A 21299-nucleotide genomic window follows, 5' to 3' on the forward strand; every position below is an offset into this window, starting at 1 on the left:
TCTCGAACCCGACGCTACGTGGGAATACTCCCTTGATGGTGGCGATACCTGGGTCGAGGGCGTTGGTGAGAGTTTTGGGCTTCCCGATGGCGACTATGCGGCGGGCGATGTGATCGCTCGCCAGACGGATGCTGCCGGTAATACCAGTGACCTTGGCTCGCTGGGTGCCGTCATTATTGATAGTGATTTGGATGGCGGAGATGGTTTGCTAGATCCATCTCAGGTATTGCTAGGCGCCCTGCTGCCTGGTCTTGAAGGACTCCTAAACTTGGACGAGGGCGTATTAAGCGATTTGGTTATAGATACCGACGCCTTGACTTCGAGTCTTAATGACGCGCTCGGGCCACTACTAGGCTTCGAATTTGACCCTGACGACCCTAATGGTCTTGATGAATTTGATAATTTGTTTGCTGGGGCAACCGATAGTTTAGGTAATGTCCTTGGCCCGTTGATTGGAGAAGCGCTAACCCAAGATGTTTTAGATGCATTAGACCTGCAGGTTGATTTTATAACGGATGGCGTAATTACCCTGTTGCAGGACGGTTTGCTGGGCGGTCTGCTGGTTGGCCTGGGGTTAGGGACAACGCTTGAGAATTTGCTAGGAGAGAGTGGTCAGCTTGATAGCCTCCTAGAGACGATATTGGGCGATGGCAGTCTGATTGGTGGAACGCTAGCCGAACAGGGCTTAATAGGCGGCTTGCTAGCTGAAAATGGCACTATTGGTAACCTGCTTGTTGAAAATGGGCTCGTCGGATTGTTACTTGCTGATGATGGGTTGGTAGGTGGGCTCCTGGCCGACGGAAGCGATCTTAATAATCTTTTAAGCGCATTGTTAAATGATCAAGGGATCTTAGATGGTCTGCTTTCTGGCCTCTTTGGCAGCGAAGGCGGTGTACTCGGCGGCCTGTTAAAGAATGGAGCAATGGAAGGCTTGTTGGATGAAGCGGGATTGCTCACTGCCCTTGTGGGCTCTCAAGGTGTGCTGGGTGGCGTTATTGACGAATTAGAAACCTCCTTAACTGATTTGACTGAGAGCCTTGGTCTAAATCTGGGTCAACTGCTTGACGATGAACTGTTCCCAGACCTTCTAAATGAAGGGGGGGGCGTTGACCAACTTCTAGGCTCGCTAGTAGGGGCTGAAGGAGTTTTAACGCAGCTTCTGGGGACTGAAGGGGCTGGTGGACAGCTTGCAGATAAGTTGCTTGGGGCTGAAGGCCCTCTTGGATCGCTGCTGGAAAGCCTTGTTGGCGAAGGCGGCCTGCTAACCAATCTGATTGGTGATTTGTCACTCAATGACAGCCAAGTTAATGGTCTGTTGGAAGGGTTGCTGGGCGAAGAAGGATTGCTGGCTAATCTCCTGGGAACGGATGGTCCCTTGGGTGGCGTGCTTGAAGATACCGACTTGTTGAATGGTCTATTGGATGAAGAAGGGCTGCTTGCAGGATTGGTAAATAGTTTACTGGGTAACGGCGGCTTACTTGAAGGTTTGATAGGCGAAGAAGGCCTCGTGGGCGAGTCAGGCTTTGTCAATAATCTGCTTGATACCATCTTGGGACCTAATGGATTACTGGCAGGCCTATCCCTTACAGCTGTGGTTGACCTTGAGCTACAAACGGATCTTCTTGCCAACCTGCTTGGGCCAGACGGCCTATTGGCTGGTCTACTAGGAGCCAACAGCCCGCTAGGTAATCTGTTAGGTGAGGAGGAAGCGCTCGGGGCGTTATTGGGGAATGACGGCATCGTCGGTAACCTGCTGGAAACCTTGCTAGGCGAGGAAGGCGTTCTTAGCGGCCTGCTGGAAGGTGACCCCGAGGGCAGTGAGCTATTGAGTACCCTGCTACAGCCGCTGCTGGGCGAACAGGGGCTGCTGGCCGACCTGCTGGGTAACGAGGCGTTGGAAGGTGACTTGCTGAACGACCTGCTCGACGGTTTGCTAGGCCAAGGTGGCCTGCTGTCGGGTCTGATCGGTACCGGTGGGGTGCTGGAAGGCCTGCTGGGTGAAGGTGACGAAGGTCTGCTTGATGGCCTGTTGGGTAACGACGGCGTTGTTGCTAACCTGCTCGATACGGTGGTAAGCGAGAATGGTCTGCTGGGTAACCTGACCGAAGGCGACCTGTTGGGCGGCGAAGGTGGCTTACTGGGTGAGCAGGGTCTAGTGGGCAGTCTGCTGGATACCGTGGCGGGCCCGAACGGCCTGCTGAGTGGCTTACTCACCACCACGCCGGTGGACGGTGAGCAAGTCACCGGTCTACTGGATGGCCTACTGGGTGAAAACGGTCTGGTGGCTGGGCTGCTTGGCGGCCAAGGCTTGGAAGATAGCCAGTTACTCGATGGACTGCTGGGTAACGACGGGTTAGTGAATGGACTGGTTGGTACCCTGGTGGGCGGCGGCCTCTTAGGAGATCTGACCAGTGAAGATCTACTGGGTGGTGCGGATGGCCTGCTTGGTGAAGAAGGCTTAGTGGGTAACCTGCTGGATACGCTGGTAGGACCGACTGGTCTTATAAGCGGATTGCTCATTGATGTATCAGTAGATGCGGAGCTACAAACAAACCTTGTCAATAACTTACTGAGCTCAGATGGAATGCTGGCTGGTTTGCTAGGTGATGGTGGGCCATTGGGTGGCCAGCTTAATGAAGGTGAGTTGCTGGAAGGACTGCTAGGAGAAAGCGGTGTAGTCGCTAATCTGCTAGGTACACTAGTGGGCGGTGAGGGAATACTCAGCGATAGCGAACTGGGCAGCGAAGGTCAGGTCAGTAACCTGCTGGATACGCTGCTTGGTCAGAATGGATTGCTTAGTAGTCTGCCTGGAAGCATCCCCGACAATGAAGGACTACTGACCGGATTGGTCAATGGACTTCTAGGCGAAAGTGGCCTTTTAGCCGGACTGGTAAATAGTGGCGTGGCATTGAGCGACCCGGTGGAAGGAGGTACTGAAGGCCTTCTTGATAGCCTCTTGGGTGAGAATGGACTAGTCACTGAAACGCTTAACACCCTATTAGGAGATGACGGCTTGTTGGGCGGCCTAGTGGACAGTACAGACCAAGAAAACTGGCTCGGCAATGATGGGCTACTTTCCAGCGTACTCTCACCCATCGTAGGGCCGGGTGGACTCTTAACAAGTATATTGGCATCGACCGATGCCACACTGACTCCTGAGCAGGGCGAGGGCTTGCTGGCAGATTTGATAGGAACTGATGGTTTGCTTGAAGGTCTCTTGCAATCTGGTGGAGCGCTGGGGGATATGGATGACCAGATTTTAGTAGATGGACTGACAGGGGATGGCGGCCTAGTCAATGGTATTGTAGGAACTTTACTTGAAGAGGACGGAGTCCTGAATGGTGTTGTAGACGAAAGCACCGTGGGAAATCTGGTCGAAGGGCTGCTGGGTGAAAATGGTTTAATCGGAAGCTTGGGTTTAAGCGGTCTTTTAGGCGGTATTGGTGATCTCATTGGCAGCATTGGTGGAGGGCTTTTTGGTGGATTGTCATTAACCTCTATTGCCTCAGACGATGATCCAGTATCTCTAGCCTCGTTTAGCATTGAAGGCGATGAAAGCTTCAGTATCGCTGGGTTTGATCTGGATAACGTTGCAGATGAGTCTGAGGGTGTAGAGTCAGTATTCGATGCCAACACTATCGGTGACTTGTTGCAGGAGCCGAATGAGGATCTCTTTAGTGATACTGACTTCGATATTCTTATAGAAGAAGTTGCGCTGGAAAACAATGGAGAAACGATCTATGCCATTAATAGCGATAGCGAGGAGACTTTAGTCGAACCTGTCGAGGTAGTTGATAACTTCTCTGACACTAGCGCTTTGGAAGTTAGCCGACTTAATAGTGAGCTTGAACAGAACCAGGTGTTATAAAGAAATCAATCTAGATAGCGCTTGCTACCTCCTAGCGCCGGGCCGAAAGGCCCGGTTTTTTTATGAATATTCTAATCAGTTATTTGTTAGATTTGCCTATTCATAATGTCGCTTATGAAATTCCTGTCGTTAGGCGTATGCTTTTTAGACTGATAAAATCTACAGACTTTCTCTTATTTTGTAGGGTACGCAAAAAACGTTTGATTTGAAAATAAAAACACGGAAGATGAAGATTATAAGCAGTAGGTTTTAACTGCTTTTTTAAAGAAAAATAATGAAAATTATTCCCTCTGCATTCTACTTTGGTTGTATGTATTTAAGTGCGTAATGAATTAATTTATGCTGCAATTATAAGAAGTTTTTACTAAAAAAATTATGTTTTACAGTATATTGGGGAACGCATGAAAAAGAAGAAAATGCTACGTTCATGTATCGCTTCTTTTTTGACAGGGAGTATTGTTTTAGGCGTTCAGTCAACGCATGTTCTTGCCCATGGAATTGTTGGGCTATCGGATGCTCCGATCACTTCTCAGCATCGCCCTGTAATACAAAGCTCTTCGGTCCCCGGCGATAGTGCTCGCTCCGAAAACCTGCCTATTTCTACTAGCCGTGCTAATCCAATAACGGGGTTGTCAGACGATAATAAAAGTGTGGAAGGTCAAACTCGCTATCAGCCATCGGTTGTTCAGGCGACTTCTCAGCCTTCATCGTCATCAGATGGTTTAGTTAACATTGTTCGATCGGGGACTCGCTCGTCAGGCGGTAGTGCTGTCACCCCCTCCCCTCAACCAGTGAATGCCAGCCAGAATGGGTATGGCGGAGCTCCGCAAGAGAGCGAAGCGGCGGGTCTGCGGGCGGCGACGAGAACGGCTATACCCACCAACGTGCGTTTATCCGAACCGCAACAAAACCTAGGCGCTCAGCGATCGGAAAGTAGATTAGCGCAGGATATTCAAACAAGCTCTCGCCGGCCATTAGTGCCAGACGCTGATGTTGGGGAGATAAATGCTCCCGTACGCGAGGCCGCAGTCTCAGACATAGCGCCAGAGCCGATAATGCCTGAGTCAGTGACTTCAGAAACGGCTTTGTCAGCGACAGATAGCCAAAATAACAGGCTAGCTGAAGAGGCTCGACCTATCGCAATAGAGTTTCAGCGTAACCCGCCAGTGCATAGCGCTTTGGAAAGTGCTAATGAGTTGCCTGCTGTGAGTTCGGCGGCTTCTGTCATCGCTGCTTCTTCAACGCCATCATCCGCGACCGATCAAGAGGGAATGAGCATTCTTGAAGCGGTACAGAGAACGATCGCCTGGCATCCGACTATTGGTGAAGCATTAGGTCGTTTATACCAACAGGGCGAGCAGGTAAGCGTGGCGAGGTCTGGCTACTATCCGCAGGTGAGTGCCGGTATTACAACCGAGCGCCGCAGCTCTACAGGGCGGTCTGAAGATGCGGTGACGGTATCTGCCTCACAAATGCTGTATGACTTTGGACGTGTTTCTAGTCAGGTGGATGCCGCCAGCTTTGGTGTTAACCGCGATCAAGCGAGGGTCTGGCTCGCAATGGATCAACTGGCAAGAGACGCCGCTCAGGCGGCCATCGAGGTTCAGCGCTATCAGGCACTGCTGGATATTGCACGTGAGCAAATCGCAGGTTTAACGGATATCCAAAAGCTTGCAGCCAGACGTTCAGAGCTTGGGGCAAGTACGCGCTCCGATGAAATTCAGGCTCAGTCACGTGTAGAGGCGGCTGAAGCGACAGAGCTTCAAATAGAAGCCCAGCTACTGACATGGCAAAATACGGTACGCACGTTAGTCGGTGCTAACGGCCCCGTCACTATTAATCGTAACTTTCCAGAGCCGCTGACCCAGTCATGTGCTTTAGCCTCTGAAGATTTTGATAATGTGCCCGAACTGATGGTGGCAGAAGCCGAGCAGGCGGAGGCTCGCGCTATCATTGCCCAAACTCAGGCCTCATTTTTCCCAACGGTATCGCTTGACGCTGACCTTAATCAGTTCTTGAACCGGGATGTGGCGGAAGATGATACCGAGGTCATCATGCGGGTTAATTTATCCAGCAACTTATATCAGGGAGGCGCTACGAGCGCTCGCCGTCGGGCGGCCGACTATAGCTTGCAAGCCTCTCAGGCAGCTAAAGATGCCGCCTATCTGTCGCTTTCACGCAGCTTACGTGAAGCCAAAGAGCAAACCGCCAGCTTTGGTCTGCGTCTTGTTACATTGGATGCCCGGGCACGTAGTATCCGCGATACCCAGCAATTATATCGCCAGCAATACTTATCGCTTGGGACACGCTCCTTGCTAGACCTGCTGAATGCCGAACAGGAGATTCATCAGTCCCGCTTTGACCAGGAAAACACCCGTTACGATTTATACCGCTTACAAATCGACTGTCTCTACAGTTCTGCCGATATTCGTGACGCGTTTGGTTTAGAAGATTCCATGGTACAAGGAGTTAGCGTTTCGCCATGAGTGATGATAAGGATAGCCAGCATAACAACGAGCTAAATAAACCGGCTTCAAAAGCCTCTGCTTTAGAAGAGGGTAGCGCTCATGATGAAATAGCCACTGAGTTTGAAGCTAGCCATTATTATGCAAGTTGGATTGAGGCCATGTTGATAGTGGCCAAACATTATCGGCTGGAATATTCGGCTGAAAATGTTCGCTTAACGGCCTCATGGCGGCAGGACAAACCGATTGGCGAAGTGCTGAGGAGTATTGCGCGCCAACTTGGTATGACGCTTAAAACCAGCCAGCTTAACGTGAAAGAATTGACGCCTTGGCGTTTGCCACTGGTCGTACAGTTTAGTGATGGCCAAATTGCCGTCGTTGAAACGGTCGATAGTGACGGCAATGTGGGCATTGTATATAGCAGTGACCAAGGAATGAAAAGCTCTTTGAGTCGCGAAGAGCTTGTGCAACATGTAACGGTCGCGGTCATCCTGCGCCCTGCAAAATCCATCCCTGATGCCAGGGTAGATGACTATATCAAGCCCTATGAAAAGAACTGGCTGCGCAAGATCATCTTAAGGGATTTAAAACCTTATGGTCATGTGATGCTGGCCTCGCTCATTGCCAATACGCTGGCGTTAGCAGGCATTATCTTTTCGCGGCAGGTCTATGACCGGGTTATTCCGGCGGAATCGATGCCCACGCTCTACGTGCTATTTAGTGGGGTGCTGCTGGCACTGCTATTCGATTTTATATTGCGTCGATCCCGGGTAAGAATTACAGATCTTCTGGGAAAACGCGCGGATATGCGGGCATCTGATCGTGTTTTTGGTCATGCGCTAAGAATACGTAATACCGCAAGACCCAAGTCGACAGGTACCTTTATTTCACAAATCCGTGAGCTGGAGTACGTGCGCGAGTTGCTTACTTCCACAACGGTTACGGCATTCGCGGATATGCCGTTCTTTATCCTTTTCTGTTTTGTATTCTGGTATATCGCGGGCTCGTTGGTATTAGTACCTATCGGGGCCGTTGTGCTGATGATCATTCCTGGGCTGCTGGTGCAGCGCAAGTTACGCAGCCTGGCGAACGACTCCATGCGTGAGTCCTCATTACGCAGCGCCATGCTCGTAGAAACCGTTCAGGGCATGGAAGATATTAAAACATTGCAGGCGGAGCCACGGTTCCAAAACCAGTGGAATCACTACAATGCGGTCACTGCCGATATGAACCTGCGGCTTCGTTACGTTACCAACTCATTGAGCGTCTGGAGTCAGACGGTGCAGACCGGAGTGTTCGCCACCGTGGTTTTCTTTGGGGCGCCGATGGTGATGGCGGGCGATCTCACTACCGGTTCCTTGGTGGCAGCGTCAATTTTAGCCTCGCGTATGATGGCCCCGATGACGCAGATTACTCAGGTGCTGAGTAAGTGGCAGCAGGCAAAAGTGGCGACCGAGAGTCTTAATCAGATTATGGAGCGCCCCGTCGATAACCCTGAAGATACCAAGCGTGTTCACCGGGCTTCCATTCGGGGAAGTTATCAATTCACTCAGGCAGCATTCAAGTATGCCAGTGAAGATCGGACGCCTTCGCTGCAAGTAAAGAAGCTAAGTATTGCTGCTGGTGAACGTATTGCCATTTTGGGACGAAACGGCGCGGGTAAGTCCACGCTACTTCAGGCTTGCTCCGGGCTCTTAGAGCCACAGGCGGGTGAAGTGCTTTTGGATGGTCTTAGCCTTGTGCATATTGATCCTGCCGATGTGCGCCGTGATGTGGGGTTGCTAAGCCAGAACTCTCGGTTATTTCATGGAACCATCCGTGACAACCTGGCGCTGGGTGCACCGAACGCAACGGATCAGGAGCTGCTGGACGCGCTCGACATCAGCGGTGCCAATGAGTTTATCCGCAAACTTCCCGATGGCCTTGAACACGTCATTCTAGAGGGTGGAACTGGTCTTTCTGGCGGGCAACGTCAATCCCTATTACTGTCACGTCTCATCGTACGTCAGCCGACCGTGGTGCTACTGGATGAGCCAACGGCCTCCCTGGATGAGACGACTGAGAAGCGCTTTCTTCAACAGCTAAATGCTTGGCTTCCAGGCAAAACCTTTATCGTCGCGACCCACCGCATGAGTGTTCTTAATTTGGTTGAGCGTATCGTTGTGGTCGATAACGGCCAGGTTGTGATGGATGGTACGAAAAGCGAGATCCTTGCCAAACTATCGAAAAAACCAGCCCAAGCAGCGCGAACCAATTAGCCGCAGCACTATAGCTGAGGGGTAGGCATGATTAAGACAATCGCAATGACCGGTATGGGGAGTTGTCGTTATGGCCAATAAGACGCTAAGTGGTTCGAAAAGTGCCTCTAACGATCTGCCTTTGCTGGATTATGAGGAAGATAGCCGTCGCTATAACACTGAGATTGATGATGCGGCTATTGTTCGCTCCACGCGGGTGATCTGGTTTTTCTTTCTGGTGATAGCTGTATTTATTGGATGGTCCTATTTTGCTACCGTCGTTGAGGTTTCTACCGGCAGCGGGCGGGTTATTCCAACCTCCCGAGAGCAGGTTGTTCAGTCCTTGGAGGGCGGGATCTTAGCCGAATTGCGTGTAAGAGAAGGCGATATTGTCGAGCCAGGACAGATACTTGCCCAGCTTGACCCGACCCAGACAGAGTCCAACGTTAACGAAAGTGCGGCCCGCTACCGAGCGGCCTTGGCAAGTGTGGCAAGGCTTGAGGCCGAAGTTAATGACACGCCACTAAGTTTCCCCGACACCCTTGAAGATTACCCTGCGTTAACGGCGATGGAGACGTTACTCTATCAGACGCGCCGTAATGGCCTTGAGATGTCGCTGAATGGTGTTAACGACTCATTACGCTTGGTACAGCAAGAGCTAAACCTTACCCAATCACTGCTTGAAATAGGTGCTGCCAGTAATGTAGAAGTATTGCGGTTACGCCGACAAGCGACCGAACTGCAGCTCCAGGCAACGGAAATTCGCTCCGAATATATGATTTTAGCCCGCGAGGAGCTATCCAAGGCCCAGGCCGAGGTGGAGGCGCTTTCATCAGTTATTAGGGGCCGTTCAGACACACTGACGCGGTTAACGCTGCGCTCGCCCGTCAGAGGTATCGTAAAAGATATTGAGGTCACCACCACCGGCGGGGTTATCCCCCCCAATGGACGGATTATGGAAATTGTGCCGCTGGACGATCAGTTGCGTATCGAGGCGCGGATTTCTCCTCGGGATATTGCATTCATTCATCCGGGCCAGCCAGCGAGTGTAAAAATAACCGCTTATGATTACACAACCTATGGCGGGCTTGATGGGGAAGTGGTGCTGATCTCACCTGATACCATTCAGGACGAGGTTCAGCCGGAAGTGTATTACTACCGCGTATTTATTCTTACCGAAAGCGATGCGTTGGTGAATGATGTGGGAACCCGCTTCCCTATCGTTCCAGGCATGATTGCCACGGTCGATATCCGTACCGGCAATAAATCTATTTTTGATTATCTGATTAAGCCGATCAATCATGCACGTGAAGCGCTGAGAGAAAGATAAAAAACCCCTTGCTATAGATAAGGCATATCTATAGTATATGCATCCGTTCGAGGGGGTCGTTAGCTCAGTTGGTAGAGCAGTTGACTTTTAATCAATTGGTCGTAGGTTCGAATCCTACACGACCCACCATTCGAATGAAGAGACCGCCGTTTTAAGCGGCAATGTTGCAAAAAGAATGTTGTAAAAGTTAGGTAAGCAATAATTTGGGTCGTTAGCTCAGTTGGTAGAGCAGTTGACTTTTAATCAATTGGTCGTAGGTTCGAATCCTACACGACCCACCAAATTCAACGCCCCTGGTAGCTTGCTACCAGGGGCGTTTTGCTATGCGTCTATTTTGCCGCTATGCCATCTCTCAGGTTGCTACTGCTAATGCAGCGTAAAGTCCGGCTTAAGAGAGTGTCATTGGTGATCGAAAGTCGTTAAACGATAGGCTATATTTAGAGGCTGCTCTTATTAGCGGTAGAGTCCGTTAGGCTCAGGATTGGTTAACAACAGAAATAGTTAGAGCTAGTAGCGCAGTGGGCCACCGCGAGAGACGCAGCGGCCCGTTGCAATCGCGAGCGGGATGTGTGGATTACACAAACCGCGCCTGGTGTTTAACAGGGGGATTCCCTGTTCGTCACAGTGGTAGACACGATGACTATTATGACTTCTCAAGCTGAGCTAGATGCTCCGCTCCCAAGCCCGTATTGCCCCACTCGTATCCCCGCGGAAGACCAAGCGCGCGTTGCTGAAATAAAGCAGCTATTGCAAGCGCATAATGCGGTGCTTGTCGCGCATTACTATACCGATGATGCTATTCAACAGTTGGCCGAGGAAACGGGCGGCTGTGTGGCAGACTCCCTGGAAATGGCGCGCTTTGGCGCCCGGCATGATGCCACAACGCTGGTCGTTGCTGGCGTACGCTTCATGGGGGAAACAGCCAAAATTCTTTCGCCCGAAAAACGCGTACTCATGCCCACGCTTGAGGCAACTTGCTCGCTGGATATTGGCTGTCCGGTAGATGAGTTCAGCGCCTTTTGCGATGCGAATCCCGATCGAACCGTGGTGGTGTATGCCAACACATCGGCGGCGGTAAAAGCGCGCGCTGACTGGGTAGTGACTTCATCCATTGCGGTTGAGGTTATCGAGCATCTGCAGGCTAAGGGTGAAAAAATTCTTTGGGCGCCTGATAAGCACTTGGGCGGCTATATTCAGAAAAAAACCGGTGCTGACATGCTGATGTGGGACGGTGCCTGCATTGTGCATGAAGAGTTTAAGGCAAAAGGCATTGAAGACTTAAAGCGTCTTTACCCTGATGCAGCTGTGCTGGTCCACCCTGAATCGCCTGACTCGGTCGTTAATATGGCCGATGTTGCCGGGTCGACGTCGCAATTAATTAAGGCTGCGCAAGCGTTGCCCAACAATAAGCTTATTGTGGCCACTGATCGGGGCATTTTTTTCAAGATGCAGCAGGCTGTTCCCGACAAGGTACTGTTCGAGGCGCCTACGGCGGGTAATGGCGCTACGTGCCGAAGCTGCGCGCACTGCCCGTGGATGGCGATGAATGAATTGGACAATCTGGCGGGGGCTTTGCGCCACGGCAGCGGAGAAATCCATGTGGATGCATCGCTGCGTCAGCGTGCGCTTAAGCCATTAGAACGGATGCTCAATTTCAACGCCTGATCAGGCTGACTTAGCATTGCGCTATTCAAAAAAAGCGCCTGACGGCCTACGCAGTCGGGCGCTTTTAGCATGAGGCGTTTACGTAGATGTTGTCTTAGAAATCTTCCAACGCTTGGCGATACTCAATGAACGCTTCGCGGCGCTGCTCAATGCGAGCAAGTGCCTGTTGGTTGCTTTCACGTTCGGCAGCGTCGCGGGCAATCGACAGCTGGCGTATGCCTTGATCAACCCGCCCGGTCAGCTGTAGCTGCTCGGCGCGTGCTAAATGCCCCCAGCTACCATGCCCACTCCGTCCTGCCGCCTCGGCAAGCAGGTTAAACCCTTGTGGGCTATCAGGATGCCGCGCGGTAATATTGTTGAGTAGCTGATAAGCCGCCTCAGGATCACGCTGTAACTGGGCTTCGGCCAGGGTTAATTGAGCAGGGAGATAAGCGGGCATTATCCTCAATAAGCGCTGGCTGCGCGTAATTGCCTCGTCATAGCGTTGGGCTTCAAGCGCAATACTCGCGGCAGAGGCGGGCAGCATGGCGTAGTCGGGTAGTTCGGCAGCCAGTTGGTCAAGCGCTTGCAGGGCGCTGTCAGTTTGCCCGTTTCGTCCCCTGATCAACGCTTCTAGATAGCGTCTTGCGGGCTCCTCAGCGCCTGCCTGGGTAAGGTGCGAGGTTGCCTGGTGTGGCGAGTTGCTGTAAATGCTCAGCAGGGCGCGTGCGCGCATCATGTCGTAAAGCGTGTCGCTGGTATAGGCATTGGCGACGCTCAACTGAGAGGCGCGTGCTTGAGCATCACTTAAACGGCTATCCGACACGGGGTGTGTGAGCAGGAATTCGGGCGGCGTGCCGCCCTGTAGGCGCGCCATTCTTTGCATGGCGGAGAACATGCGTACCATCGCTTCAGGGTCATAGCCGGCATCTGCCATCGCCTGTAAGCCAATATGGTCGGCTTCTTGTTCATAGCGTCGGGAATAGGTGAGCTGGTCTTGGATCAGTGCCGCCTGAGAGCCCATAGCGGCCGCTATACCCGCATCGCCACCACCGCTTGCCGCCACCAGCATACCCGCCAGCATGGCGGCCATGGCGGGTAGCTGTGTTTGCTCAGCCCTGGCGCTTCCTCGGGCATAATGGCGCTGCGATAAGTGGCCTAATTCGTGCGCAATCACCGAAACGAAAGCGCCTTCATCTTCGGCGAAGGCAAAAAGCCCCGAATTGATACCGATCACGCCTCCGGGTACTGCGAACGCATTGAGCGACCGGTTATCGACCATTACCGTTGTGGTCTGTAAGCTGCCTAACTGGCTATAGGGCACAAGGCGTGCCACTAGGCTATCCAGGTAGTCATTGACGATCGGATCTTGCCATTGCGGTGCCTGGGCGCGAAATTGACGCAACCATGCCCGCCCCAGGCGAAACTCTTCACTGCTTGCCGATGATGCGACACCGCCAAGCGTTGGCAAATGATAGTCATTAAGTGCGTAGCTTGGCGGGCTCGACATGCTGATGCTGCAAGCAATAGCAAGCGCGCAAATCCAGCGTGGGTAAGCGTTCCGTAGGTGCGGCATGGCATCCTCGTTCATTATAATAAAGCGCAGCATTTACCACTGTGACATTGAATGGTGCAGTGAAGTGCCGTTAAATCAAATGGTCAATGATCATCGCAAAGTAAACAGTTTATGCAACAATGTCGTGATCATGCAGGCATTTTGAGGAGTTGGTATGTCTGAACCATTAACGCGTTGTCAACCAGACGTAGTGCTTGATGCGTGTGGGCTGCCTTGCCCGTTACCGTTACTCAAAACAAAACAGGCGCTGGCCGGGATGGTTGCCGGACAAGTGTTAGAAGTGCGCGCCACTGATGCAGGCTCCTGGCGCGATATGGTCTCCTTTGCTGACCAGAGTAATCATGCCATGGAAGCGCGAGAGCAGTGCCATGAAACGTACTTTTTCTGGATACGCAAAGCGGGAGATGCCCGCTCATGACCATGCGTACCATTTTTAAAAGTTGGGTTGAGCGCTATTTTTCCGATGAAGAAGCACTCGTTTTATTATTGATATTGGTCGCTGGTTTTGCCGCCATTATTTGGTTTGGGCGCATGCTGGCTCCCTTCTTTACCGCACTGATCGTGGCTTTTCTACTCCAAGGTGTCGTGAGTGCATTAACTCGGCGGGGCGTGCCGCATTTATTGGCCGTTATTACCATCTTCCTTGCTTTTGTGAGCGTCTTGCTGGCGCTGGCGTTTATCTTAATGCCGCTCATTTGGAATCAGCTGGTGGGGCTTGTGCAAGAAACACCGCGCATGTTCGCAAGTGGCCAAGTGTGGCTGGATGAAATGCAGGCACGCTACCCCAACTTGATTACCCCGGATCAAATGCAAAGCTGGATAGGCGTGGCGAGCCGTGAGATTAGTCAGTTAGGTCAGCGCGCCTTGACGCTATCGCTAGCCTCGCTGGGCAACGTTATGTCGTTAATCATTTATCTGGTATTGGTGCCTATTTTGGTCTTCTTTATGCTTAAAGACCGCGAGGTGCTGGTCGGGTTTACCCTTTCTCTGTTGCCACAAAAGCGCGCATTATTAACGCGGATCTGGAAAGAGATGGACCATCAGATCGCTAACTATATTCGCGGTAAATTCATCGAGATTATGATTGTGGGGACGGTGGCGTTTTTTACCTTTACCTTTTTTGGCCTGCCTTATACGGCGCTGCTGGCTGTTTTGGTGGGGTTTTCGGTATTGGTGCCTTTTATCGGTGCGGCGGTGGCAACCCTGCCGGTCGCGGCGGTCGCCGGTTTTTATTTTGGGTTAAGTGATCAATTTGCATACGTTTTGATTGCGTATGGGATCATTCAAGCCTTGGATGGAAACGTACTATCACCAGTGCTTTTCTCTGAAACCAACAACATTCATCCCGTTTCAATTATTGTCGCCGTGCTTTTCTTTGGCGGTATCTGGGGCTTTTGGGGAGTGTTTTTCGCCATTCCGCTGGCGACGCTGTTAAAAGCACTGATTTATGCCTGGCCGCGCGGTATTCATAAGCAGGAGGGGGCCGATAGCGTTATTCAGGTAGACTCTTAAGCAAACGCGCGGCTGTTTCTTCGGCTAAAAGCTTTCTTAGGTCAACAGATACAGTGCCGTTTTCAGCCGCATGAATTGCTTTGAGCATCCGCTTTCGCCCGCCCAGTTATAAAACCGGGCGGGCGTTTTTATGAGCGGCTGGCGTGCAGCGCTTGCGCGGCTGTCAATACTTCAGCGACGTGGCCCGGGACTTTAACGCCACGCCATTCGTTGGCAAGATTGCCGTCTGCATCAATCAGAAAAGTGCTGCGCTCGATGCCTAAATGCTCCTTGCCGTACATTTTTTTCAGCTTGATCACGTCAAACAGGGTGCAGAGCGTTTCGTCTTTGTCGGAAATCAGCGCAAAGTTAAAGTCCTGCTTGGTTTTAAAGTTTTCTTGGGCGCGCAGGCCATCGCGCGAAACACCTAGAATAACGGTATTGGCGGTATCAAACGCATTTTTATTATCCCGGAAGTCGCCGCCCTCAGTCGTGCAGCCCGGTGTGCTGGCTTTCGGATAGAAATAAATAACGACCTGCTTACCGCGTAGTTGCGATAGTGTCACCGTTGTATCGCCGGTGGCGCTGGCCGAAAAATCGGGGACAGATTGGCCTAGTTCAATGCTCATGCAAACTCCTCATCATTAGTCACTTATCAGGCTGATTACACGCAACCTTAGCCAGCATGTCAAAGGTGGGAGGGGCATATCACGCAAACTCACTACGGTTTGCGCTGTACAGGGTCGAGTCGCCTGAGTACCATTTACCCCTGTAGGCCCAAAAGGGCGGTCGTCATGCTGCTCAAGATAGCATTCGGCGCTTTGTCTTGTTGTCCATATTGGGTTTGATTTCATAACTTTGCAGGTGAGGAATAAACGGATGATCACAGGCAGCATCGTCGCCCTGGCGACGCCGATGAAAGTCAATGGCGACATCGACTGGGAGGCGCTTCGTCGTCTGGTAAATTTCCACCTTGAAAATGGCACCGATGGCATCGTTGCCGCCGGTACCACGGGCGAACCTACGACGATGTCGTTTGCTGAACACTTTGATGTGATCCGCAGCGTCGTTGAAGAGGTTAATGGGCGTATCCCGGTAATTGCCGGTACGGGCGCCAATGCCACATCTGAGGCGGTTGAGCTTGCTCGTTACGCAAGCGAAGTGGGGGCTGACTACTGCTTGTCGGTATGCCCTTACTACAACAAGCCGACCCAGGAAGGCTTGTATCAGCACTTTAAAGCAGTGGCCGAAGGCAGCAAGCTACCGGTCATTATGTACAACGTACCGGGCCGTACCTGCTCTGACTTGTACAACGAGACCGTGGTGCGCCTGGCTGCTGTTGACAATATTATTGGCCTAAAAGATGCCACAGGGAACCTTGAGCGTGCGGAAGATCTAATCTCTCGCTTGAAGGGCAGCGACTTTATGCTGTACTCCGGCGACGATGCGACCGCGTGTGATTTTATGCTGATGGGCGGGCATGGCGATATTTCAGTAACGGCAAACGTGGCTCCCAAAGCGATGCATGATTTGTGTGCGGCGGCCGTTGCTGGCGATGCGGATAAAGCTCACCAAATTAATACCCGCTTGATGCCTCTGCATACCAATCTGGGCATTGAGTCGAACCCTATCCCGGTAAAATGGGCGCTCAATCGCATGGGGTATATGGATGCAGGAATTCGTTTGCCGTTGACGTGGCTGTCTGAGAAGTACCACGCCACTGTGAGTGAAGCGATGCAACTGGCGGGCGTGATCGAGGAGTAATGCTCTTTTATCACACCCGGCGCGATACTATGGCTACTTGGCGCACCCAATGGTGTGCCGGGTAGCTGCTCTGTTGACTGTTAAGGTGGCTTGATGAGCTCTGTGCTTGAAAAACGTGCGCTTAAATGGATACCGCTGGCACTCGTAACGGCTGTCACTCTAGCTGGGTGCGCGCGTGATGGTTATTACCACGACCGCAACCTGGACTACACCAAAGCCGCTCCGGCACCTCCCTTAGTGCTGCCAGAGACTCGTAATGCTCAGCGCTATCAGGATGCGTTGCCGGTTCCTCAGGCAGCCATGCAGGGCGCACGCATTGATGAGGCCGCAGAAATCCGCCCGCCTCAGTCGCTGGCCATGGGTAGCGGTTTGGAGCCTGAATACGTTGAGCGGCGCCAAGCGGGTAACCAAAGTTGGCTGGTAGTGGCTGCTGACACCGGCGCCGTCTGGCCGCAGTTGGAAAGTTTTGCCCGCAGTCGCCAGCTTGGCGTACAGCAAAGCGATGTTTCCCAAGGGGTGATTGTAACGTCCCAGGCGGACCTGCGTCTGCAAAGCGCCATGCGTTCCGGCAGTAGTGAAGTGCGCTGTGAACGTGGTGGCCAGACCATGACGAGCTGCCTGGACGCCCTGGAGGAGTTTCTAGGCGCGCGCAGTGCATCGCAAAGCGTGGCGTCCTCGTGGAACGCGCAGCGCTTGAACCACCAGCAAACGTTACAGATCCGTCAGGAAGGCGATGAATGGGAAGTCGCCATTCCTCAGCCGGTGGAGCGCGTATGGGCTGAGCTTAACCACTATCTGGCCCTGGATTTCACTCAGGAAGGGCAGCGCAACCTGTTGGCCACCAATCCTGAAAACTATGAGTTCCTGGTCGAGTACATGACGGCTACCGAGCGCGATCGTAATCCGCTACAGATAGTCTTTAGTGCCGATGTGCGCCGGATGTCTCAAGAGATACGCCTTGTTCTGCAGCCCGATGGTAACCAGACCATCCTGCGTGCGGTCAATGCCAGCGAGCGCGGGTTTAGTCCCGATGACCAGCGTGAGCTGTTAGAACGTGTTGCTGGCTATTTACGTTAATCTGTTTATTTGATCCCTTTCGGAGCTGTCATGGAAAAGCGCCAAGAACTTTATGCCGGTAAGGCAAAATCTGTATATACCACCGATGATCCGGACCTGCTGGTGCTGCAGTTTCGTGATGACACCAGCGCTTTTGATGGCAAGAAGAAAGAAGCTCTGGCCCGTAAGGGGATGGTCAATAACATCTTCAACGCGTTTATCATGGAGCGCTTGCAAGAGGCCGGTATCCCTACGCATTTTGAAAAACAGCTCTCTCCCAACGAGAGCCTGGTTAAAAAAATGCAGATGATTCCGGTCGAATGCGTGGTCCGTAACATTGCCGCCGGCGGACTGGTAAAGCGTTTGGGCATTGAAGAAGGTATCGCGCTTACGCCGCCTACCTTTGAGCTGTTCTTGAAGAATGACGATAAGGGCGACCCGATGATCAACGAGTCGCTGGCTGAAACCTTTGGCTGGGCAACGCCTGAGCAGCTTGGCAAGATGAAAACGCTGACCTTCAAGGTTAACCACGTGTTAAAACAGCTGTTTGCCGAAGGCGATATGCTGCTGGTGGACTACAAGCTTGAGTTTGGCGTGTTCAAAGGCGAATTGGTGCTGGGCGATGAGTTCTCCCCGGATGGTTGCCGCCTGTGGGATGCCAATACCCGCGAGAAGCTCGACAAAGACCGTTTCCGCCAAGGTTTGGGCGGTGTGATCGAAGCCTACGAAGAAGTAGGCCGCCGTCTGGGCATCACGTTTCCCGCTTAACGTAGCGCATTAGCCTGAAGCTTAGTCGATAGCCACCACCTCTAACGTGGTGGCTTCGTCGTTTTGGAGGGCGCGAAATTTCACGTCCACATCGCGCAGGCGCACGCCATAGGTACGTCCTGGCGCTTCGCCTCGTTTATAGGCGGGGCGGGGGTCCTGGCTTAGCACCTGCTCGATAAGGGCATGCAGCGTGGCGCTATCGGCGCGGGTGGTTAGCACATCCAATGCTGATTGGCTGAAAATCACGTGCAGTAACGCAGGTGCCTCAGGGGCAAAGCCTGCCTGGGCGGAAGGGTGGGCTTCGGCCCAGGGTAAGTAAGGCTTAATGTCGACTATCGGAGTGCCGCTGACCAGATCACACCCTTCGAGCCTTAACTGAACTCCGTGGCGTGTGTCGATGCCCGCGAGCTTCACCAGTGAAAGCCCTAGCCGATTAGGCCGGTGGGTGCTACGGCTGGCAAATACGCCCACTTTACGATTACCTCCCAGCCGGGGCGGGCGCACTAGCGGTGTCCAGCGCTCGGGGCTTTGGTGGAAGATAAATGTCACCCACAGATGACTAAAATCATCCAGGCCACGCACGGTTAACGGGTCGTTATAAGGGGGCACCAGTATCAGGCGGGCATCCGCCGCAGGGGCTAAGCCCGGCTGACGGGGAATACCAAACTTATCCGGGTAGTCGCTCTCAACGTAGCCTATAGGAGCCAATGTAAAAGACTCACTTTCGGGGCCATTGTGCATCATGCTGCCTTATGCTGAGATAGGCGCCCTAGTATAAAGCAGACTGAACAGAATTCAGCCTGACACCGAGTATTGAACGCTCCCAATTTTTTAATAACAGCTGGCTTTCGAGAACAGCTTGTTTTCGATAACAGCGAGAGGTGATGCATGTCTAATACCAAGGTGCCTTCTGAGCCTAAAGCATCGACTGCCCGGGTAACCTATCGCGCCGCATTAGCGCGGGACGCCGTGGATCAGGCTGAGGTGTTTTATCATGCGGTCATGCAAGGCGCAGCAAACCATTATGAGCTGAGTCAGCGCCGCGCCTGGGCCAATGCGCTGCCCCGCGAGGCGAGTGCCTGGGCAGCCCGTCAGGCGCTTTACACAACGCTGGTAGCCGTTTGTGATGGGCACTGCGTCGGCTTCTTAGAGTTTAATGCTCCAAAAGGGCGTATCGAGACGCTTTATGTCTGGCCTTCATTAACTGGTCGAGGCATCGGTACCACGCTGTTGATTCACGCCGAACGTATGCTGCTCGAACAGGGCATTGATAGGGTCGAAATTGAGGCCAGCGTCATGCTGTTTGACCGACTGCTGCGCCGAGGATGGGAAAACCTGGGCGAGCAGTGGGTCGAGCGAAGCGGTGAGTCGCTTAAGCGCTATCGACTGGAAAAACGCCTGAGCGCTATTGAGACCTGAGTGCGCCTATACGCTATAGGTATGGGTGACTCGCATGGAAAGGTCGATGGATTTAATGTCCTTGGTCAGCGCGCCGCTGGAAATACAGTCAACGCCGGTGTCGGCAATGGCTTTGAGCGTTGTAGCATCGACGTTGCCCGAGGCCTCAAGCGTTGCCCGCCCGCCGTTTAGCTCAACTGCAACGTGCAAATCTTCAATGGCGAAATTATCCAGCATGATGATATCGGCACCGGCCGCCAGGGCCTGATCAAGCTCTTCAAACGTCTCGACTTCAACTTCAACCAGTAGGTTGGCGGCTAGCGCTCGTGCCTGAGTCACTGCTGCCTGAATGCCGCCGCACGCCGCAATATGGTTCTCTTTGATAAGAAAAGCGTCCCAAAGGCCAATGCGGTGATTGTGACCGCCGCCGCAGGTAACGGCATATTTCTGCGCCAGGCGCAGTCCAGGAAGCGTTTTACGGGTATCCAGCAGACGCACCCCGCAACCCTCGATTAAATCGACATTAGCGCGCGTGGCGGTCGCCGTAGCCGACAGAGTTTGCAGTATATTAAGCGCTGCACGCTCGCCGGTTAGCAGGCTACGTGCGGGCCCTTCAAGCTCTAAAAAACATTGCTCTGGATTTAGTGAGTCGCTATCGGCCGCCAGCCAGCGTAGCGTGACCCGCTCATCTAATTGGTGAAAAATTTCATCCACCCAGGCCTTACCGCATAGTACGCAAGCTTCACGGGTAATTACCTTCGCGGTCGCCCAATGATTCTCTGGGATAAGCTGTGCGGTAATATCGCCAGTGCCAACGTCTTCGGCTAGCAGGTGAGCCACGCCGGTGCGGATCTCTTCGGCAAGCGCAATTTGATCATTCATAACGGTGAGTTCTCTGGGCAACATCAAGTGTGACCGGCATTATAGTAAAAGAGCGCAGTGAAAGAGAGCGCCAACGTAGAGGAGACCTTTCGAGTGATGAATAACGAGATGACGGATGGCTGGTGGAAATACGCGCGAAAGGTCGAGTCGCCCAACTGCGATGAGCGCCCCGGCGATGAGGTGTCTTTGCTGGTACTGCACGCGATTAGCCTACCGCCAGGGCAGTTTAGTGGTTCGGCGATTGAAGCACTGTTTACCAACCAACTGGCAGTGGATGATCATCCTTTTTTTGCTGAAATCGCTCATCTACGCGTCTCAGCGCATATGTTGATTCGCCGGGATGGCGAGTGTGTGCAGTTTGTAAATACGGGCCAGCGGGCCTGGCACGCAGGGCGCTCACAGTGGTGGGATAATGGCTTAAAAGAGCAGCGCCGGACGCTCAACGATTTCTCCGTGGGAATCGAACTTGAAGGCGACGATACGACCCCTTTTACCAAGGCCCAATATCAAGCCTTGGTGAAGGCGACTGAATGGTTGATCGCCCGCTATCCGAGGCTAAACGCTTCGCGTATTACCAGCCATGCGTATGTTGCTCCACTGCGCAAAACCGACCCCGGTCCGGCGTTTGATTGGGCATATTTTTACCAATTGTTGACCGCAAGAAGGCTTGATGCACTTTAAATACCTATGTTAAGTCCTTCAACTATAAGAAAATAAAACGGTAGTTTAGCTACACTATTGATCGCCGGAGAATCTGGAAACAATTTTTGAAATTGCTTATGTTGCGGTGCAATAGTTTGTTTTCGATGGGCTTTTACGC

16 protein-coding genes and 2 tRNA genes are annotated in these 21299 nt (G+C 52.6%); 14 read left to right on the forward strand and 4 right to left on the reverse strand.

The window, feature by feature from the left end; all coding sequences use genetic code 11:
• The 7 genes from ACT3R7_RS01365 to nadA form a co-directional block, all read left to right on the forward strand.
• Positions 1-3868: hypothetical protein (locus tag ACT3R7_RS01365; RefSeq protein ID WP_496198725.1), on the forward strand; the 3868-nt coding region annotated here is incomplete at its 5' end.
• A gap of 1055 nt (positions 3869-4923) precedes the next feature.
• A complete protein-coding gene (locus ACT3R7_RS01370; protein WP_226940227.1) occupies positions 4924-6354 on the forward strand; it encodes a TolC family outer membrane protein in 1431 nt (476 codons plus the stop codon).
• On the forward strand, positions 6351-8591 hold the full coding sequence (locus tag ACT3R7_RS01375) for a type I secretion system permease/ATPase (protein ID WP_193092331.1): 2241 nt from the start codon (positions 6351-6353) through the stop codon (positions 8589-8591). The genes ACT3R7_RS01370 and ACT3R7_RS01375 overlap by 4 nt, the downstream gene beginning before the upstream one ends.
• Positions 8592-8661: 70 nt before the next feature.
• On the forward strand, positions 8662-9900 hold the full coding sequence (locus ACT3R7_RS01380) for an HlyD family type I secretion periplasmic adaptor subunit (RefSeq protein ID WP_192539565.1): 1239 nt from the start codon (positions 8662-8664) through the stop codon (positions 9898-9900).
• Between the two features lie 53 nt (positions 9901-9953).
• Positions 9954-10029 (forward strand) — tRNA-Lys (locus tag ACT3R7_RS01385).
• 76 nt (positions 10030-10105) lie between these two features.
• A tRNA-Lys gene (locus tag ACT3R7_RS01390) sits at positions 10106-10181 on the forward strand.
• A 355-nt stretch (positions 10182-10536) separates the two neighbouring features.
• Complete coding sequence (gene nadA / locus ACT3R7_RS01395; RefSeq protein WP_193092332.1) at positions 10537-11565, forward strand: quinolinate synthase NadA; 1029 nt, start codon at positions 10537-10539, stop codon at positions 11563-11565.
• Positions 11566-11659: 94 nt separating this feature from the next.
• Here nadA and ACT3R7_RS01400 read toward each other — a convergent pair whose 3' ends face one another.
• The gene (locus ACT3R7_RS01400; protein ID WP_193092333.1) at positions 11660-13120 is read right to left on the reverse strand and encodes a M48 family metalloprotease; all 1461 of its coding nucleotides are present in this window, start codon (positions 13118-13120) and stop codon (positions 11660-11662) included.
• Positions 13121-13274: 154 nt separating this feature from the next.
• On the opposite strand from ACT3R7_RS01400, the gene ACT3R7_RS01405 reads away from it, so the two are divergent.
• Positions 13275-13538: a sulfurtransferase TusA family protein gene (locus tag ACT3R7_RS01405; RefSeq protein WP_192539568.1), complete on the forward strand. Its 264-nt coding sequence runs from the start codon at positions 13275-13277 to the stop codon at positions 13536-13538.
• Positions 13535-14632 carry an AI-2E family transporter gene (locus ACT3R7_RS01410; protein WP_192539569.1) on the forward strand — a complete coding sequence of 366 codons (1098 nt, stop codon included), beginning with the start codon at positions 13535-13537 and terminating at the stop codon, positions 14630-14632. Before ACT3R7_RS01405 ends, ACT3R7_RS01410 begins: the two co-directional genes overlap by 4 nt.
• A 128-nt stretch (positions 14633-14760) precedes the next feature.
• Here ACT3R7_RS01410 and ACT3R7_RS01415 read toward each other — a convergent pair whose 3' ends face one another.
• The gene (locus ACT3R7_RS01415; RefSeq protein ID WP_192539570.1) at positions 14761-15240 is read right to left on the reverse strand and encodes a peroxiredoxin; all 480 of its coding nucleotides are present in this window, start codon (positions 15238-15240) and stop codon (positions 14761-14763) included.
• Positions 15241-15490: 250 nt separating this feature from the next.
• On the opposite strand from ACT3R7_RS01415, the gene dapA reads away from it, so the two are divergent.
• The 3 genes from dapA to purC all read left to right on the forward strand — a co-directional run bounded on the left by dapA (position 15491) and on the right by purC (position 18199).
• A complete protein-coding gene (gene dapA / locus ACT3R7_RS01420; RefSeq protein ID WP_018916287.1) occupies positions 15491-16375 on the forward strand; it encodes a 4-hydroxy-tetrahydrodipicolinate synthase in 885 nt (294 codons plus the stop codon).
• A gap of 93 nt (positions 16376-16468) precedes the next feature.
• A complete protein-coding gene (gene bamC / locus ACT3R7_RS01425; protein WP_496198726.1) occupies positions 16469-17452 on the forward strand; it encodes an outer membrane protein assembly factor BamC in 984 nt (327 codons plus the stop codon).
• Positions 17453-17482: 30 nt separating this feature from the next.
• Positions 17483-18199, forward strand: coding sequence for a phosphoribosylaminoimidazolesuccinocarboxamide synthase (purC, locus tag ACT3R7_RS01430; protein WP_496198727.1), 717 nt, complete (start codon positions 17483-17485; stop codon positions 18197-18199).
• 21 nt (positions 18200-18220) lie between these two features.
• Here purC and tsaA read toward each other — a convergent pair whose 3' ends face one another.
• Positions 18221-18940: a tRNA (N6-threonylcarbamoyladenosine(37)-N6)-methyltransferase TrmO gene (gene tsaA, locus ACT3R7_RS01435; protein ID WP_496198736.1), complete on the reverse strand. Its 720-nt coding sequence runs from the start codon at positions 18938-18940 to the stop codon at positions 18221-18223.
• Positions 18941-19087: 147 nt separating this feature from the next.
• Here tsaA and ACT3R7_RS01440 point away from each other — a divergent pair, with 147 nt between their 5' ends.
• Positions 19088-19618, forward strand: coding sequence for a GNAT family N-acetyltransferase (locus tag ACT3R7_RS01440; RefSeq protein WP_192539139.1), 531 nt, complete (start codon positions 19088-19090; stop codon positions 19616-19618).
• 6 nt (positions 19619-19624) lie between these two features.
• On the opposite strand, the gene nadC is transcribed toward ACT3R7_RS01440, so the two are convergent.
• Positions 19625-20479: a carboxylating nicotinate-nucleotide diphosphorylase gene (gene nadC / locus ACT3R7_RS01445; protein ID WP_192539140.1), complete on the reverse strand. Its 855-nt coding sequence runs from the start codon at positions 20477-20479 to the stop codon at positions 19625-19627.
• Positions 20480-20575: 96 nt separating this feature from the next.
• Here nadC and ampD point away from each other — a divergent pair, with 96 nt between their 5' ends.
• Positions 20576-21160: a 1,6-anhydro-N-acetylmuramyl-L-alanine amidase AmpD gene (gene ampD / locus ACT3R7_RS01450; protein WP_496198737.1), complete on the forward strand. Its 585-nt coding sequence runs from the start codon at positions 20576-20578 to the stop codon at positions 21158-21160.
• Positions 21161-21299: the final 139 nt, after the last annotated feature.

This window comes from Halomonas sp. AOP43-A1-21, assembly GCF_052376775.1.
Taxonomy (GTDB): Bacteria; Pseudomonadota; Gammaproteobacteria; order Pseudomonadales; family Halomonadaceae; genus Vreelandella; species Vreelandella colorata.

What these genes read in the sequence shown, in the direction of transcription:
- bamC (WP_496198726.1), top strand. Translation starts at nt 16,469, where the DNA reads ATGAGCTCTGTGCTTGAAAAACGTGCGCTTAAATGGATACCGCTGGCA.
- purC (WP_496198727.1), top strand. Translation starts at nt 17,483, where the DNA reads ATGGAAAAGCGCCAAGAACTTTATGCCGGTAAGGCAAAATCTGTATAT.
- tsaA (WP_496198736.1), bottom strand. Translation starts at nt 18,940, where the DNA reads ATGCACAATGGCCCCGAAAGTGAGTCTTTTACATTGGCTCCTATAGGC.
- ACT3R7_RS01380 (WP_192539565.1), top strand. Translation starts at nt 8,662, where the DNA reads ATGGCCAATAAGACGCTAAGTGGTTCGAAAAGTGCCTCTAACGATCTG.
- ACT3R7_RS01375 (WP_193092331.1), top strand. Translation starts at nt 6,351, where the DNA reads ATGAGTGATGATAAGGATAGCCAGCATAACAACGAGCTAAATAAACCG.
- nadA (WP_193092332.1), top strand. Translation starts at nt 10,537, where the DNA reads ATGACTATTATGACTTCTCAAGCTGAGCTAGATGCTCCGCTCCCAAGC.
- ACT3R7_RS01440 (WP_192539139.1), top strand. Translation starts at nt 19,088, where the DNA reads ATGTCTAATACCAAGGTGCCTTCTGAGCCTAAAGCATCGACTGCCCGG.
- ACT3R7_RS01410 (WP_192539569.1), top strand. Translation starts at nt 13,535, where the DNA reads ATGACCATGCGTACCATTTTTAAAAGTTGGGTTGAGCGCTATTTTTCC.
- ACT3R7_RS01400 (WP_193092333.1), bottom strand. Translation starts at nt 13,120, where the DNA reads ATGCCGCACCTACGGAACGCTTACCCACGCTGGATTTGCGCGCTTGCT.
- ACT3R7_RS01405 (WP_192539568.1), top strand. Translation starts at nt 13,275, where the DNA reads ATGTCTGAACCATTAACGCGTTGTCAACCAGACGTAGTGCTTGATGCG.
- nadC (WP_192539140.1), bottom strand. Translation starts at nt 20,479, where the DNA reads ATGAATGATCAAATTGCGCTTGCCGAAGAGATCCGCACCGGCGTGGCT.
- ampD (WP_496198737.1), top strand. Translation starts at nt 20,576, where the DNA reads ATGAATAACGAGATGACGGATGGCTGGTGGAAATACGCGCGAAAGGTC.
- ACT3R7_RS01415 (WP_192539570.1), bottom strand. Translation starts at nt 15,240, where the DNA reads ATGAGCATTGAACTAGGCCAATCTGTCCCCGATTTTTCGGCCAGCGCC.
- dapA (WP_018916287.1), top strand. Translation starts at nt 15,491, where the DNA reads ATGATCACAGGCAGCATCGTCGCCCTGGCGACGCCGATGAAAGTCAAT.
- ACT3R7_RS01370 (WP_226940227.1), top strand. Translation starts at nt 4,924, where the DNA reads ATGCCTGAGTCAGTGACTTCAGAAACGGCTTTGTCAGCGACAGATAGC.